The organism is Paenibacillus sp. IHB B 3415 (assembly GCF_000802655.2).
In the GTDB taxonomy this organism is placed as follows: Bacteria; Bacillota; Bacilli; order Paenibacillales; family Paenibacillaceae; genus Paenibacillus_AQ; species Paenibacillus_AQ phytohabitans.
Genome location: NZ_JUEI01000026.1, coordinates 22,684 through 36,372, shown reverse-complemented (window position 1 = coordinate 36,372; position 13,689 = coordinate 22,684). Strand labels below are relative to the sequence as shown.

The following is a 13,689-nucleotide window of genomic DNA, read 5'->3' as shown; positions in this document are numbered from 1 at the left end:
GTTATCATCAAAAATTAAAATTCTGAGGAGTGAGTATCATGTCGGAACGTTTGAATACAGAACAGCTGAGTATCGGATACGCAGAGGCAATGATTGTAAAGGGGCTGAACCTGTCACTTCCTACAGGGAAGATTACAGCGCTGGTTGGAGCGAATGGCTCAGGTAAATCGACCATCCTGAAGACGATGGCGCGCATCATGAAGCCGAAGAGCGGCAGTGTTATGCTCGACGGCAAATCCATTCATAACCTGTCCACCAAAGAGGTGGCCAAGCAGCTGGCGATTCTGCCGCAGAATCCTACTGCACCTGACGGTCTGACTGTATCTGAGCTTGTGGGTTACGGCCGCTACCCGCATCAGAAGGGCTTCGGCACCATGACGCCTGAAGACCGCAGCATCATTGCTAATGCAATCGAAGTTACCGGTATGACAGAGTTCCATGACCGTCCGATTGACCGGCTCTCCGGCGGACAGCGTCAACGGGCCTGGATTGCCATGGCTTTGGCGCAGCAGACAGATATTCTGTTCCTTGACGAACCGACGACATTCCTGGATATGGCCCATCAGCTGGAGGTGCTGCAGCTTCTGCAGAAGCTGAATGAAGAAGAAGGCCGGACGATTATCATGGTGGTACATGATTTGAACCATGCATCCCGTTATGCGCAGCATATGGTAGCGATCAAATCCGGCAATGTGATCAGTGAAGGGGCGCCGGTTGATGTAATGACACCGGTAGTTCTGCGCGAGGTATTCGGCATTGAAGCCGATATTGTGCCTGATCCGCGTACCGGAGTGCCGCTGTGCCTTCCTTACGAGCTGGCTGCGTACAAGGCAGCTGGACTATAAGCGCGAGCTGTGCAGGCTAGTGGAGCGGAGAGGGGCAGTGCAATGAACGAACTATTGATTAAGGAATTCACCACCAAGTTTGACCTGCATCCTGCGGTACCGGAGGGAGCTCTGCACTCCTTCGCTGCGGCTGAACTGGTGCATGAGCAGGGTATGAGGGCATTTGTGGACACTTACGGGCCGTTAATGAAAGCACTGGACGATAAAGCGGTTGCTGCATATTTCGGCGGCTATCTGTCCAATCTGGCGCTTGCGGTTCAGTATTCAGTCACAGGATATTCCTTCGTTCCTGAACTCAGCCTAGCGAATCTGGGGATTCATCTCATTCCGGCAGACGGATATTGCCGGATTGCCTTCTCCCTTCACGTGTGGAAGACCGAGCAGGCTCCTGAGGAGCAGCAGAGCAGGGAAGCGTGGCGTAATGATGTGTTTGCCCGCTTTTATCAAGAGACTGCCGGTCCTCTGGTACGCTGTATTTCACAGGTGAGCGGTTTATCACTTGGTGAGATCTGGGGACAGATGCCGTCCAAATTCAATTATTATGTGGAGTCCTTTGCAGCCGGAATTACCGATCCTGCAGTGCTTAAGCGGATTGAAGCAGATTACAGCTATCTGAAAGATGAACTGTCTGCTGAAGTATTCCAGATGCCCCGGAATCCGTTTCATGTGAAGGTACGGAGAATTGAATCGCTCGCTGACCCGGAGCAGACTGTACAGATGCGCAACCGCTGCTGTATGTACTACCGGACAGAAGGCGGCCGTCTATGTTATACCTGCCCCCGGATGAAAGAAGAGGAACGTGCAGCGAGAAGGGAAGAATTCCGCTCTGAGCGCGCTGCGGCCGGGAGTTAGGTTATAAACGGGAATGATGAAACATAATAATGCTGTATGCAGCTTCCAAACAGGCTCCTGTCATTGACAAGGGAGCCTGTTCGTTGTTAAAGTTGTGGTTGCCGCGATGCACAGTTGAGGCAGGCAGATGATCACGGTCATCATTTTCATAGAGTTAGGAGCATGAAGTATGAATATCGACAACACATATAAGGACCTGCAGCAGCTGGTCACAGCAGGCTCGCTGAAGCGCCGCCAGAGTCTTAAGCATCTGGTGTATACCCGCATGGGCGGGGAAGCGGATATTTGGGCTGCTCCGGCAACCTACGATGAAATTCAGAGAATATCTACATATGCGCATGATCATCATATTCCGCTTACTGTACTCGGAAACGGCTCGAATGTCATCATCCGGGACGGGGGCATCCGCGGTATTGTGCTTCAGACCTCCGACATGACGGAAATGGGCATCCGGGACGGACTGCTCTACGCGCAGTGCGGGGCGAAGATTATTGATGCTTCAAGGTATGCGCTGGAGCAGGAGCTGACGGGTCTGGAGTTCGCCTGCGGCATTCCCGGAACGGTAGGCGGGGCGCTGTATATGAATGCCGGAGCTTACGGCGGTGAGGTTAAGGACGTGCTGCAAAGTGCACTTGTGATCGACAAGGACGGACAGCTTATTACTATGCAGGGTGACCAGCTTCAGTGGGGATACCGCAAAAGTATCTTTGCCAGCGGAGAGTATATTGTGCTGGAGGCCAGATTTGCGCTTCAGCCGGGTGATCCTGCTGCAATCAAGTCCTCCATGGATGAGCTGACCTATCTCCGCGAATCCAAACAGCCGCTGGAATATCCTTCATGCGGCAGTGTGTTCAAGCGGCCGCCGGGCCGCTATGCCGGCCAGCTGATTCAGGAGAGCGGCCTGCAGGGAACCCGCATCGGTGGAGCGGAGGTATCGCGCAAGCATGCCGGATTCATCGTCAATGCGGATAATGCGACAGCCAGTGATTACATCGGACTGATTCAGCATGTGCGTTCAACGGTCAAGGATAAATTCGATGTCGAGCTGGAGACGGAAGTCGAGATTCTCGGGGAAGAAGCATAAATCAGCTAATAAATTCTTGTATTTGAATTAATAGACGTGTGTAAGGCCATGGGTGTGTTTCACCCATGGCCTGTATGTGTCTCTAGTAGAGGGGAAATAAACATGACGTGCTCAACTTTCCCTGTAGTACTAGTTCATTCAACTCAAGGCCAGCGAATATTTCGCTCTGTCCGTCTCCAGCTCGACATTATCCTCAGCTACTGTATTCAGCTTCAGCCCGCTGACCGCGATCTCATAATTAGGCTGCGGAAGCGGCACAAGCTCACCGTCTGCATTGAGTGTATTTCCCGTTCCCCGCAGAATCAGTGCACTGCCCAGGTATTCATCAAGGACATCCTCGGCATTGCGGTAGTCTACGGTGTCCAGATTAAAGTGAACTGTATCCAGATCATCCAGCTCCTGCTTCTTGATCACCAGCGTTGCGTGCTCCTGCGCCTCCAGCCAATCGATAAGCTTCTGTACGTTTTGTTCCATATAGGATCCCATCCTTTGGTTAGTAAGAGATTGATAATTCTAAGTTACCCTTTTCCGGGCAAATGAATCCATCGGCTTGTCACATCTCCGCTCACAGCCTAACAAACTGCTCCATTCCCGTGAAGGCGGAATATTGTTAATAATATTAATAATTAACATCATAAATAAAACATAAGCGTAAAAGAATAGATCTCGAATAGGTGCCCGCCGGAAGAGGCATTGTTTGCAGATCCCCATTAGGGTGTAAACTACATCTATGCACTTCTATTAACAATACATAAACGGGGAAGGTGAGCATAATGTGGGGTGCATTGATGTGGGGTGCCATTTCCGGCTCTGCTGTATTACTCGGGGCGTTGCTCGCTCTGTTCCTGTCCATTCCAACCAAGCTGATCGGCTTCATTATGGCCTTCGGGACAGGCGTACTTATTGGAGCAGCTGCTTATGAATTGCTGGAGGATTCCGCAAGTGACGGCGGGCTGACTCCGACGATCATCGGTTTTACTGCCGGGGCCCTGGTATTCACGCTGTTTGACTGGTATATCTCGCGAAAAGGCGGAGCCGGCCGCAAACGCTCAGCCAGAGCTTCAGGGAAGACGGAAGCTAAAGGCGGGAGCGGCATGGCTATTTTTGCCGGAACGGTACTGGATGCTATTCCTGAGTCGATCATGATCGGGGCCAGTCTGATTGCCGGCCAAGGTGTAAGTCTGCTGCTGGTTATCGCTATTTTTATCAGCAATATTCCGGAAGGGCTGTCGAGCACGGCAGGGCTGAAGCAGGACGGCTACGGCAAAAGAAAAATTATGCTGCTCTGGCTCGGCGTTCTGGCAATCTCCACCCTGGCTTCAGGCGCTGGCTATACGTTTATGGACCATGCAAGCGGGTATACAGAGGCGATGATTGCTTCTTTTGCCGGGGGCGGGATTATCGCGATGGTCTCCTCCAGCATGATGCCGGAAGCCTATGAGGACGGTGGACCGCTAACGGGATTCATCGCTGCCATGGGGCTGCTGTGCTCGCTGATCCTGGATCAGCTATGAGGGTTGTCAAGCCTCCGGCAATCATGGTATAGTTCAAGACGCACCATATGTATAGTCATAAGCACAAAGAAGGAATCTGCGCGCGCAAGCGCAGGAGAGGTTCGCAAACTCCCTCTATAAAAAACTAAGACCGCCAGAGGCATGATCAGCTTTCCGGATATCCGGGGGCTTAAGGAGTACGGGTATTTGCCTGTACTTATTTCTTGTTATGCCGCGCGTGTCTCATCTTAGTAGAGCCAGGTTTTCGAAATCTCGTTCTTCTTTCCAGTTCAGGCCAGGAGCCTAGGGAAAAGAGAGGGGTTTTTTGTCATGTCAGAAGGCAGACTGAAAGAGGAAATGCAGGAGGTTACCCTGCTGGGTAATCAAGGTACGAAGTATAATTTCGGCTATGCTCCGGAAATTCTGGAGGCGTTCGATAACAAGCATCCCGGCCGTGATTATTTTGTCAAATTCAACTGCCCGGAGTTCACCAGCCTGTGTCCCGTTACCGGACAGCCGGATTTCGGCGTGATGTACATCTCGTATATTCCGGATATCAAAATGGTTGAATCCAAATCCCTGAAGCTCTATCTGTTCAGCTTCCGCAATCACGGGGATTTCCATGAAGACTGTGTCAACATTATTATGAATGATCTGATCTCGCTGATGGAGCCCCGCTACATTGAGGTCTGGGGCAAGTTCACGCCTCGCGGCGGCATTTCCATCGATCCTTACTGCAACTGGGGGCGTCCGGGAACGAAGTATGAGGCCATGGCCGAGCACCGGCTGATGAACCACGACCTGTATCCCGAGAAAGTGGATAACCGTTAATCCGGGAGATCCGCAGCACACAGAACAATAAGGAGGAGAGAACTTACGATGAATAAAAAAGCACTGGTCGTCTTCAGCGGCGGCCAAGACAGCACCACCTGTCTGGTATGGGCTTTGCAGCAGTTCCAGGAGGTTCAGGTGGTTACTTTTAATTATAATCAGCGCCATGCGGCAGAGATTGAAGTCGCTAAGGAGATTGCCGCGAAGTTTGGGGTGAAGCAGCATATTCTCGATCTGGGACTGCTGAATCAGCTGGCCCCGAACGCGCTAACCCGGGATGATATCGAAATCGCTGCCGGGGAGGGCGAGGAGCTGCCGAGTACATTTGTAGACGGACGGAACCTGCTGTTCCTGTCCTTTGCAGCGATTCTGGCCAAGCAACTGGGCTATAGCAATATCATCACCGGTGTCTGCCAGACGGACTTCAGCGGATATCCGGATTGCCGGGATGTGTTCGTGAAATCACTGAATGTTACACTTAATCTGTCGATGGATTATGAGTTCGTGATTCATACCCCGCTGATGTGGCTGGACAAAAAAGAAACCTGGAAGATGGCCGACGAGCTTGGCTACTTCGATTACATTCGTGAGCAGACACTGACCTGCTATAACGGGATCATCGGCAGCGGCTGCGGCACCTGTCCGGCATGTCTGCTGCGCCAGCGCGGCCTTGAGCAATATGAGGCGGAGCGCCAGGAGGCTGGACTATAATGCTGGGCGAAGTATCTGTCTGCAAAATCTTTACCTTTGACGCCGCCCATCAGCTGATAGGGCACAAGGGGAAATGCAGTAATCTGCACGGGCATACGTATAAGCTTGAGGTTGTACTGAAGGGCGTTCCGTCCGTGGAGCACGGCCAGTCGGATGAGGGGTTTGTCATCGATTTCAGCGATATCAAAGCGACGGTGAAGCAGCTTGTAGTCGACCAGCTGGATCATGCTTTTCTGGCCATGGGCAATGAGCCTGTACTGGAGACACTTACGGCTACTGGCTCCAAGGTAGCACTGCTGTCGTTCCGTACGACGGCGGAGAACATGTCAGCATACATCGCTTATGAGCTGAAGCGGGCTTCCTTACCGGTCTATTCGGTCAAGCTGTGGGAGACTCCGACCTCCTGGGCGGAGGTGCTGGCGGCAGACATTCCGGAAGCGGGGCCGTCTTACCGTCTGTACGGAGGCTGCGACCATGAGTAAAATACCCGTAATCGAAATGTTCGGCCCGACGATTCAGGGGGAAGGGGCGGTCATCGGTGTCAAAACGATGTTCGTCCGCACCTACGGCTGCGATTACCGCTGCGGCTGGTGTGATTCCGCCTTCACCTGGGATGGTTCGGCGAAAGATAAAGTAACCCTGATGGAACCGCAGGAGATTCTCGCCGGGCTGCTTGAGCTGGCAGGAGATAATTTCAATTGCGTAACCATCTCCGGAGGCAATCCGGCGCTTATCGGGGAAGCTATGGGTGAATTCATCACCCTGCTCCATGAACGCGGTATCCAGGCGGCCATCGAGACACAGGGCAGCCGCTGGCAGGATTGGTTCAGTGATGTCGATGTGCTGACGATCAGCCCCAAGCCGCCAAGCTCCGGGATGAAGACCGACTGGGACAAGCTGGACGAGATCATGGTTAAAGTCGGTAACAACGGTAAGGCTGCTCACAGCCTGAAGGTAGTTGTATTTAACCAGGAGGATTATGAATATGCCCGGAAGGTACATTTCAGGTACCCGGAGGTCCCGCTGTTTCTTCAGCCGGGGAACGATAATGTCACCGAGGAAGGCGACATTTCAGGCCGCCTGCTGGGCCGGCTGGAATGGCTGTTTAATCTGGTAATTACCGACCCGCAGATGAACAAGGCGCGGGTGCTGCCGCAGCTTCACGCACTAATCTGGCATAATAAGCGGGGCAAGTAAGACCTGTGCATTATATATTGAATGAAGACCGAACTTCCGCGATGCGGAGGTCCGGTCTTTGTGGTATAGTCCCCCGGTCCGCCTGCTCTTCCTTCGGGGTGCCGGTATCCAATTCCCTTTAATGTAATTATTAGGATTTATGTAACAAGCGGAGGTGCATCACCCATTCCAGGCGTAATATACTTGATGGATGATCAAGTTCGAGGGGGAATTGAAATGGAGAACGGATACTACGCAGGCTGGGGAACGCTGGCACTGATTAATGCGGGAATTGCCCAGGGGAAAAACCGGAGCGGATTAAACTGGTTTCTGCTGTCATTGCTGCTGGGACCATTAGCTACCTTTATCCTGGTGATCTCGGATAAGCTTCCAGAGTGAATTATCAGTTATAATATTAGGGAGTATTAGTGCTTAAACGCCATGGTTACAGCATACTTCTGTCTGCAGCACATGATTTCCTAAATGATCTGCGATCCGCATGGATAAGTGATCCGGACGGCAATCCGATCCAGCTGGTATGCAGGAGAAAGTCTGCAGCAGAAGAATAACAGTCCGGGGAGGAATTGATGATGTCAGCCGCATTACTGATCATTGATGTTCAAGAGGCGATGTTTGCTTATCCTGATATGAAGCTGTATGACGAAGAAGGGGTTCTGGAGCGGATCAGCTCACTGCTGGACAAGGCCCGCTTAGCCGGGATTCCGGTGATTTACATCCAGCATACCGAAGAAGAGGGGGAATTTGTGAAGGGGATACCTACCTGGGAGATCAGCAGCCGCATTGCACCGCAGGCAGGGAGAAGGTAATCGAGAAGACAACCCCGGATTCCTTCCATCTCACCGGGCTTCAGGAAGAGCTTGAACGGCTTGGAGTGACGGAGCTGGTCATCTGCGGGATGCAGACGGATTACTGTGTAAATGCCACCAGCAGACGCGCACATAGTCTTGGGTATTCCAGCGTACTGGTCAAGGATGCACATAGTACTTTCGATGATAACCATCTCACAGGTGAAGAAATCGTGAAGCAGCATAATGATGCGCTTGGCTCCGGAATTGCTACGCTGCGCTCAGAACAGGAAGTAACCTTCCAATGAATCCGGTAATTACCGCAATGAAGCCCATCCGCCGCTCCAGGCTGAGATTATTTGCCGGCAAGCGCTATTTTATCTGGAAAAGATATTGGAAATGGGTCACAGCACGGGGCAGGCTCGCCAAGGAACTTCACCCGGAAGCTCTGCCTTATGAGGCGGCCAGCCATGCCACACCTCTGCTTCGGAGCCTGCGTAATGTCGATATGCAGCTGCAGTATAATAAAATAACGAATTTGCGCCTGGCTGTTGCCAAGCTTGACGGACTCGTCATCCGTCCCGGCGAGACGTTCTCCTATTGGCGGAGTATTGGCAAGCCGACCCGCAGGAAGGGTTATCTGGATGGAATGGTTCTGCATTATGGCGGTTTCCGGTCCGGAACGGGAGGCGGACTCTGCCAATTGTCGAATCTGATCTACTGGATGGCGCTGCATACACCGCTCACGGTTACTGAACGGCACCGGCACAGCTATGATGTTTTTCCCGATGAGCAGCGGACACAGCCTTTTGGCAGCGGGGCCACCTGTTCCTATAACTATCTGGATTTGCAGCTTAGTAATGATACGGAGTACACCTACCAGCTGAAGCTTTATCTGGATGAAACCCATCTGCACGGGGAGTGGCGTTGTGACAGCCGGCAGCTCTACAATTATGAGGTCTATGAAGACGGCCATGTGATCAGTCTGGAGCCGTGGGGAGGATATGTACGAAGTAACGCCATCCGCCGTAGGGTACTTACGCTTACAGGAGAGCTGACGGGTGATGAGGCTGTCGCCGAGAACCATGCGCTGATGATGTATTCTCCGCTGCTGCACGGATAAAGCCGGAGGATTTGGGGTTATAACATAGTGTAGCGTGAATTTACAGCTGCTATGTCCATACCCAACTTCTGAAGGAGTGACTCTCAACATGAAGGCAGTAACCTATCAGGGCAAGAAGAAAGTCGAGGTTAAGGAAGTCGCTGATGCGCGGCTTGAGAAAAAGGATGATATCATTGTCCGCATTACCTCAACCGCCATTTGCGGATCGGATCTGCATATCTATAATGGCGAAATCCCGGGCATGCATGATGATTACATTATCGGGCATGAGCCCATGGGAATTGTGGAAGATGTGGGACCGGAGGTCACCAAGGTCAAGAAGGGTGACCGTGTTATTATCCCTTTTAATGTAGCCTGCGGGCAATGCTTCTTCTGCCAGCACGAGATGGAGAGCCAATGTGACCACGCGAATGAAGCCAAGGATACCGGCGGCTATCTGGGCTATTCGGATACTTACGGCGGCTTCGCCGGAGGGCAGGCGGAGCTGCTGCGTGTACCGTACGGCAATTTCGGCCCCTTTGTCGTTCCGGAGGATGCTGAAATGGAAGACGAGAAGCTGCTGTTCCTCTCGGACATTGTACCTACCGCCTGGTGGGGGGTTGAGAATGCCGGCGTGAAGCCCGGAGATACCGTAATTGTGCTCGGATGCGGGCCGGTGGGTCTGCTGACACAGAAATTCGCCTGGATGAAAGGCGCTTCCCGGGTCATTGCCGTCGACCATATCCCATACCGGCTGCAGCATGCGAAGCTGACGAATAACGTGGAGATATTTAATTTTGAAGAAATCAAGGATTTTGAGAAGCACTTGAAGGAGATCACCCGCGGCGGTGCAGATGTGGTCATTGATTGTGTAGGTCTCGACGCCAAGAAGACGGTTGTAGAAAGGGTAGAAACAGCCTTGATGCTGCAGGGCGGTTCACTAGGGGCGTTCCGTATCGCATCAGAGGTGGTCCGTAAGTTCGGTACAATTCAGCTTGTAGGGGTGTATGGGCTGAATTATAATATGTTCCCGCTCGGTCATCTGTTTGAGCGCAATATTACGCTGAAGATGGGACAGGCTCCGGTCATTCATTATATGCCGGCGCTCTACAAGATGATTAAGGAGAATAAGTTCGATCCCACAGATATCATCACCCACCGGCTGCCGATCAGCCGAGCGGAGCATGGGTACAAGGTATTTCAGGAGAAGGAAGAGGACTGCATCAAGGTTGTGCTTAAGCCATAGATACAGATGCTTATTAGCACTGGTATAGGCTCATATGAGGCATGGAACCCGCTGAAAGACGGATTCTATGTCTCTTTTAATGAAAAATGCTGCTTTTTTCTGCAATTTGCGTTAAATTAACATAATGAGTCTTACAAAACACGAAGGGGCGACTACGTATGATTCCCAAAAAACCGCCCGTTCCCGTACCGCTGCTGATGGTGATCGGAATTGTGGCCATATCCTTCTCTTCTATCTTCATTAAGTGGTCGTCTGCTCCGGTGTCGGTTCAGGGGATGTACCGGCTGCTGTTCACCTCACTGCTGATGCTGCCGTTCGCCCGCCGCTATAGCGGAGCAGCTTGGGCGCTGCGCCTGAAAGACTGGTTGCTGCTGGGTGCTTCCGGTGTAATGCTGGCCCTTCATTTTCTGCTCTGGATGGGCTCGCTGAATTACACGTCAGTGGCCAGCTCGACGATGATCATGGCTCTGGAGCCGTTATTCATTATGCTCGGTGCGTACATACTGTATAAAGAGCGAAACAGCGCCTCAGCTATGCTGGGTATGGCTATTGCAATCTTTGGGGTTGTCTTTATCGGCTGGGGCGATATCGGACTGTCCGCCGAGAACCTGAAGGGTGACATGCTGTCGGTTGGCGGAACCGTAGCTGTAGCCGCACATTTGCTGATCGGTCAGAAGCTGGTGGCGCGTATGCCTTCCTATTTGTACAGCCTGATTGTATTCATCTCTGCGGCCATCGTATTTGCTGTTTACAATCTGGTAACAAGTACACCTTTCTTCGCTTATCCGGCCCGGGAATGGGGCATCTTTGTCCTGCTGGCGGTGGTGCCAACCGTATTCGGCCATATTCTGTTTAATTGGCTGCTGCAGTATGCATCAGCGACTACAGTATCGATGAATATTCTGGGAGAGCCTGTCGGCGCAAGCATTCTTGCTTTCCTGCTGCTGGGGGAACAGCTGAGCGGTCTACAATGGGCAGGAGGCGTGCTGGTCATGGCCGGCCTCGGAGTCTATCTGTATTCCGGACGCAGGAAGGCGCTCAAGCTCCAGGAAGCTCTGCCTAATGCGTCATAATGCGTTAGAACGGTGGAGCGATGACATTATTTTTATAGAACATATATAAAGGGGTAACGAACGTAATGAATGAACAAGATCAGAACGAACCGTCAGGTCTAAACGGTGAGGCTGCTCCTTCCAGTGAAGAGTTGTGGAATGAGGATACCTATGCGGCATGGACAAGCCGGTTCGGATCACCAACCGAGGCAGCAGAGAAGCTGGCCAAAGATCCGGAAGGGAAGCTGTTCCCGCTGAATGCGTATTTCGGGGAAGTGAAGGGCCAAAAAATCATGAATCTGATGGGCTCTAACGGCATGAAGGCGGTAGCGCTCGGGCTGCTGGGGGCGGAAGTGACAGTTGCCGATTTCTCGGAGGCGAATGGGCGTTATGCTACTGAACTGGCGCAGGAAGCCGGGGTGAAGCTGAATTATATCGTCTCAGATGTGCTGGGACTGCCTGAAGCCGTACTGGACGGCTCGTATGACCTGGTGTTTGCGGAAATGGGAATTGTCCACTATTTCACCGACCTGGCTCCGTTTATGACTACGGCATACCGGCTGCTGGCACCCGGCGGGAAGTTCGTATTGCGCGATTTCCACCCGGTAACGACCAAGCTGATCTCCTCCAAGGGTTCAACCGCCAAGGTGCGCAAGCATAAAGTGAGCGGTGATTATTTCGATACGGCACTGGAAGAGAAGCAGGTGTCTTACTCCAAGTATATGCCTTCTTCCGGAGAAGCAGCGGGGGCAGACAGACCTAATGTAGTCTACTGGCGGCGCTGGACCATAGGCGAGATTGTAACGGCTGCTGCGGCCAGCGGGCTTGTTATTCAGGAGCTGGTGGAAGAGCCCAACCTGTCGTCGGATGTATATGATAAGGGAATTCCCAAGACCTTCACTCTGGTGGCAGGGAAAAGATAATAAACAAAGTGTAAACGGCTTTGCCGTCCTTTTAAAGACAGCAAAGCCGTTTCAGCGAGAAATAGCAGTAATTTATAGTGTGAAACCTAAGAAGTCATATAAACGGTATCTTTTGAAGCGCGGTTACGTTCGTGCGCTAAGGGATACCTTTTTGTTATGTAAATGTAAATAAAGCGCACTGTAGACATAAGTGTTGTACGTTCTACAACTTTGATGTATGGATAGCCAGGTGTTCAGAAGGATTGTTGTATGAAATACAAGAATAATCCTGCTAAGCCGCTTGGAAAAGATGAAATGTTGCCTTTTTTACAACAATTTTAGTTTCGGGTCAATATAATGAGGGAAATGTTGTATTATGGGCAGGATTTTATATAAAGTTACCAGATTTCTGCTCTGGAAAGCGGATAATCTGGAAATTCCTGCGATGACATCCGCCGCCCGGAAGTCCAACTCTTTACTGGGTACCCGGATCTTCGCGCTGGTCCTCCTCCTGTAAACCGCCACCGCCTGCCATTCCGGCAAAAGCCTTCTGTAACGGGGAGAGGGTGTAGTCTTTGCGCCAGGCCAGCACAAATGCACCATCCCCGGGATGAAGTCCCGGCAGCGGGGCATAGGCCAGACTTCCAGCCTCCAACTCGGCCTCAATCCCTGATTTGGAGAATACTCCGACCATCCCGCCGCAGCTAATCATACGTTTGACCGCCTCCGGCGAGCCGAGTACGGCATGGTTCCACACTTTCACATGATTGAGCTGCGTCCACTTGTCGGAGATTCCGCGCAGGAAGGAGGCGGCTTCATGCTGCACCCAGGGTTCTCGTGCTGCCGTTTCTACCGTAATTTCCTCCGCTCCTGCAAAAGGATGCCCGGGCGCAAAGACCAGCACCGTTTCATCTCTGGCAATCACTTGAGTATGGAAGGAATCATCCTGTCCGTCCGCACTATGCAGCACGGCCAGCTGAATCTCCCGGCTCCGCAGACGCTCCCTGACGGCATCATCCGGCAGTATGGACAGGAACACATCAATTCCATCATGCAGGCCAGTGAATTGGGACAGCAGTTTAGGCACAAGATAATTACCGGGGATGTCGCTTGCTGTAAGCTCCAGATTCCCCGAGGCCAGAGAGGTAAACTGCTTAACTGTCCGCTCTGCTTCTGCCGTCAGCGATACAATCCGCACAGCATATTGATACAGGGCGCGTCCGGCATCGGTGAGCAGCACCCGGCCGCTCCGGAACTGGAACAGTGAAGCGCCAAGCTCACTCTCGAGACTCTTCATATGGAAGGAAACGGTCGGCTGCTTAAGTCCCATCTCAGCGGCTACGTCCGTTACCTTTTTATATTTTTCAATTAGGACTACGATTTGTAATTTCACAAGATTCATGCTGATTCCTCCGGTTAGATGGCGATAAATTAACGATTGTTGCTTATATATAGATTATATCTATGGCATTATTCAAAATCTATTATAACTTTTATCTTCCGCTTTACAAACTCAGTACTTTTACATAACGAACGAGCCCTAGAATAAGAAGAGTCAGAAGAGAAGCTGACATGAGCACAGACAATGC

Annotated in this window: 15 protein-coding genes, 1 pseudogene and 1 riboswitch; of the genes and pseudogenes, 14 read left to right on the top strand and 2 right to left on the bottom strand. The window is 51.8% G+C overall.

The window, feature by feature from the left end:
- Nucleotides 1–38: 38 nt before the first annotated feature.
- The 3 genes from QW71_RS13895 (at nucleotide 39) to murB (ending at nucleotide 2,781) form a co-directional block, all read left to right on the top strand.
- Nucleotides 39–845 (top strand): ABC transporter ATP-binding protein, encoded by an 807-nt coding sequence (locus QW71_RS13895; protein ID WP_039298947.1) that lies wholly within the window; start codon nucleotides 39–41, stop codon nucleotides 843–845.
- Nucleotides 846–887: 42 nt separating this feature from the next.
- Nucleotides 888–1,697: a (2Fe-2S)-binding protein gene (locus tag QW71_RS13890; RefSeq protein WP_052770020.1), complete on the top strand. Its 810-nt coding sequence runs from the start codon at nucleotides 888–890 to the stop codon at nucleotides 1,695–1,697.
- A gap of 169 nt (nucleotides 1,698–1,866) precedes the next feature.
- Nucleotides 1,867–2,781 carry a UDP-N-acetylmuramate dehydrogenase gene (gene murB / locus QW71_RS13885; RefSeq protein ID WP_039298944.1) on the top strand — a complete coding sequence of 305 codons (915 nt, stop codon included), beginning with the start codon at nucleotides 1,867–1,869 and terminating at the stop codon, nucleotides 2,779–2,781.
- A gap of 138 nt (nucleotides 2,782–2,919) precedes the next feature.
- Here the strand turns inward: murB and QW71_RS13880 are convergent, their stop codons facing one another.
- Entirely contained in the window at nucleotides 2,920–3,255 is a 336-nt protein-coding gene (locus QW71_RS13880; RefSeq protein ID WP_039298941.1) for a hypothetical protein, read from the bottom strand.
- 299 nt (nucleotides 3,256–3,554) lie between these two features.
- Here QW71_RS13880 and QW71_RS13875 point away from each other — a divergent pair, with 299 nt between their 5' ends.
- The 11 genes and pseudogenes from QW71_RS13875 (at nucleotide 3,555) to QW71_RS13830 (ending at nucleotide 12,121) form a co-directional block, all read left to right on the top strand.
- The gene (locus QW71_RS13875) at nucleotides 3,555–4,295 is read left to right on the top strand and encodes a ZIP family metal transporter (protein ID WP_039298939.1); all 741 of its coding nucleotides are present in this window, start codon (nucleotides 3,555–3,557) and stop codon (nucleotides 4,293–4,295) included.
- Nucleotides 4,296–4,385: 90 nt separating this feature from the next.
- Nucleotides 4,386–4,429, top strand: a riboswitch (PreQ1 riboswitch).
- 175 nt (nucleotides 4,430–4,604) lie between these two features.
- Nucleotides 4,605–5,105, top strand: a complete 501-nt coding sequence (queF, locus tag QW71_RS13870; protein WP_039298937.1) for a preQ(1) synthase — start codon at nucleotides 4,605–4,607, stop codon at nucleotides 5,103–5,105.
- Nucleotides 5,106–5,153: 48 nt separating this feature from the next.
- Complete coding sequence (gene queC, locus QW71_RS13865; RefSeq protein WP_039298934.1) at nucleotides 5,154–5,816, top strand: 7-cyano-7-deazaguanine synthase QueC; 663 nt, start codon at nucleotides 5,154–5,156, stop codon at nucleotides 5,814–5,816.
- A complete protein-coding gene (gene queD / locus QW71_RS13860) occupies nucleotides 5,816–6,298 on the top strand; it encodes a 6-carboxytetrahydropterin synthase QueD (RefSeq protein WP_039298931.1) in 483 nt (160 codons plus the stop codon). The genes queC and queD overlap by 1 nt, the downstream gene beginning before the upstream one ends.
- On the top strand, nucleotides 6,291–7,013 hold the full coding sequence (gene queE, locus QW71_RS13855; RefSeq protein WP_039298927.1) for a 7-carboxy-7-deazaguanine synthase QueE: 723 nt from the start codon (nucleotides 6,291–6,293) through the stop codon (nucleotides 7,011–7,013). Before queD ends, queE begins: the two co-directional genes overlap by 8 nt.
- 216 nt (nucleotides 7,014–7,229) lie before the next feature.
- Nucleotides 7,230–7,391 (top strand): hypothetical protein, encoded by a 162-nt coding sequence (locus QW71_RS40925; protein WP_167549552.1) that lies wholly within the window; start codon nucleotides 7,230–7,232, stop codon nucleotides 7,389–7,391.
- A gap of 188 nt (nucleotides 7,392–7,579) precedes the next feature.
- Nucleotides 7,580–8,106, top strand: a pseudogene (locus tag QW71_RS41320) (cysteine hydrolase family protein).
- On the top strand, nucleotides 8,103–8,921 hold the full coding sequence (locus QW71_RS13845; RefSeq protein ID WP_039298924.1) for a VanW family protein: 819 nt from the start codon (nucleotides 8,103–8,105) through the stop codon (nucleotides 8,919–8,921). The pseudogene QW71_RS41320 and the gene QW71_RS13845 overlap by 4 nt, the downstream one beginning before the upstream one ends.
- Before the next feature lie 88 nt (nucleotides 8,922–9,009).
- Complete coding sequence (locus tag QW71_RS13840; protein ID WP_039298921.1) at nucleotides 9,010–10,146, top strand: zinc-dependent alcohol dehydrogenase; 1,137 nt, start codon at nucleotides 9,010–9,012, stop codon at nucleotides 10,144–10,146.
- A 158-nt stretch (nucleotides 10,147–10,304) separates the two neighbouring features.
- On the top strand, nucleotides 10,305–11,219 hold the full coding sequence (locus QW71_RS13835; RefSeq protein ID WP_039298918.1) for a DMT family transporter: 915 nt from the start codon (nucleotides 10,305–10,307) through the stop codon (nucleotides 11,217–11,219).
- A gap of 65 nt (nucleotides 11,220–11,284) precedes the next feature.
- A complete protein-coding gene (locus QW71_RS13830) occupies nucleotides 11,285–12,121 on the top strand; it encodes a class I SAM-dependent methyltransferase (protein ID WP_039298915.1) in 837 nt (278 codons plus the stop codon).
- Between the two features lie 454 nt (nucleotides 12,122–12,575).
- Here QW71_RS13830 and QW71_RS13825 read toward each other — a convergent pair whose 3' ends face one another.
- Complete coding sequence (locus QW71_RS13825; protein ID WP_052770017.1) at nucleotides 12,576–13,502, bottom strand: LysR family transcriptional regulator; 927 nt, start codon at nucleotides 13,500–13,502, stop codon at nucleotides 12,576–12,578.
- Nucleotides 13,503–13,689: the final 187 nt, after the last annotated feature.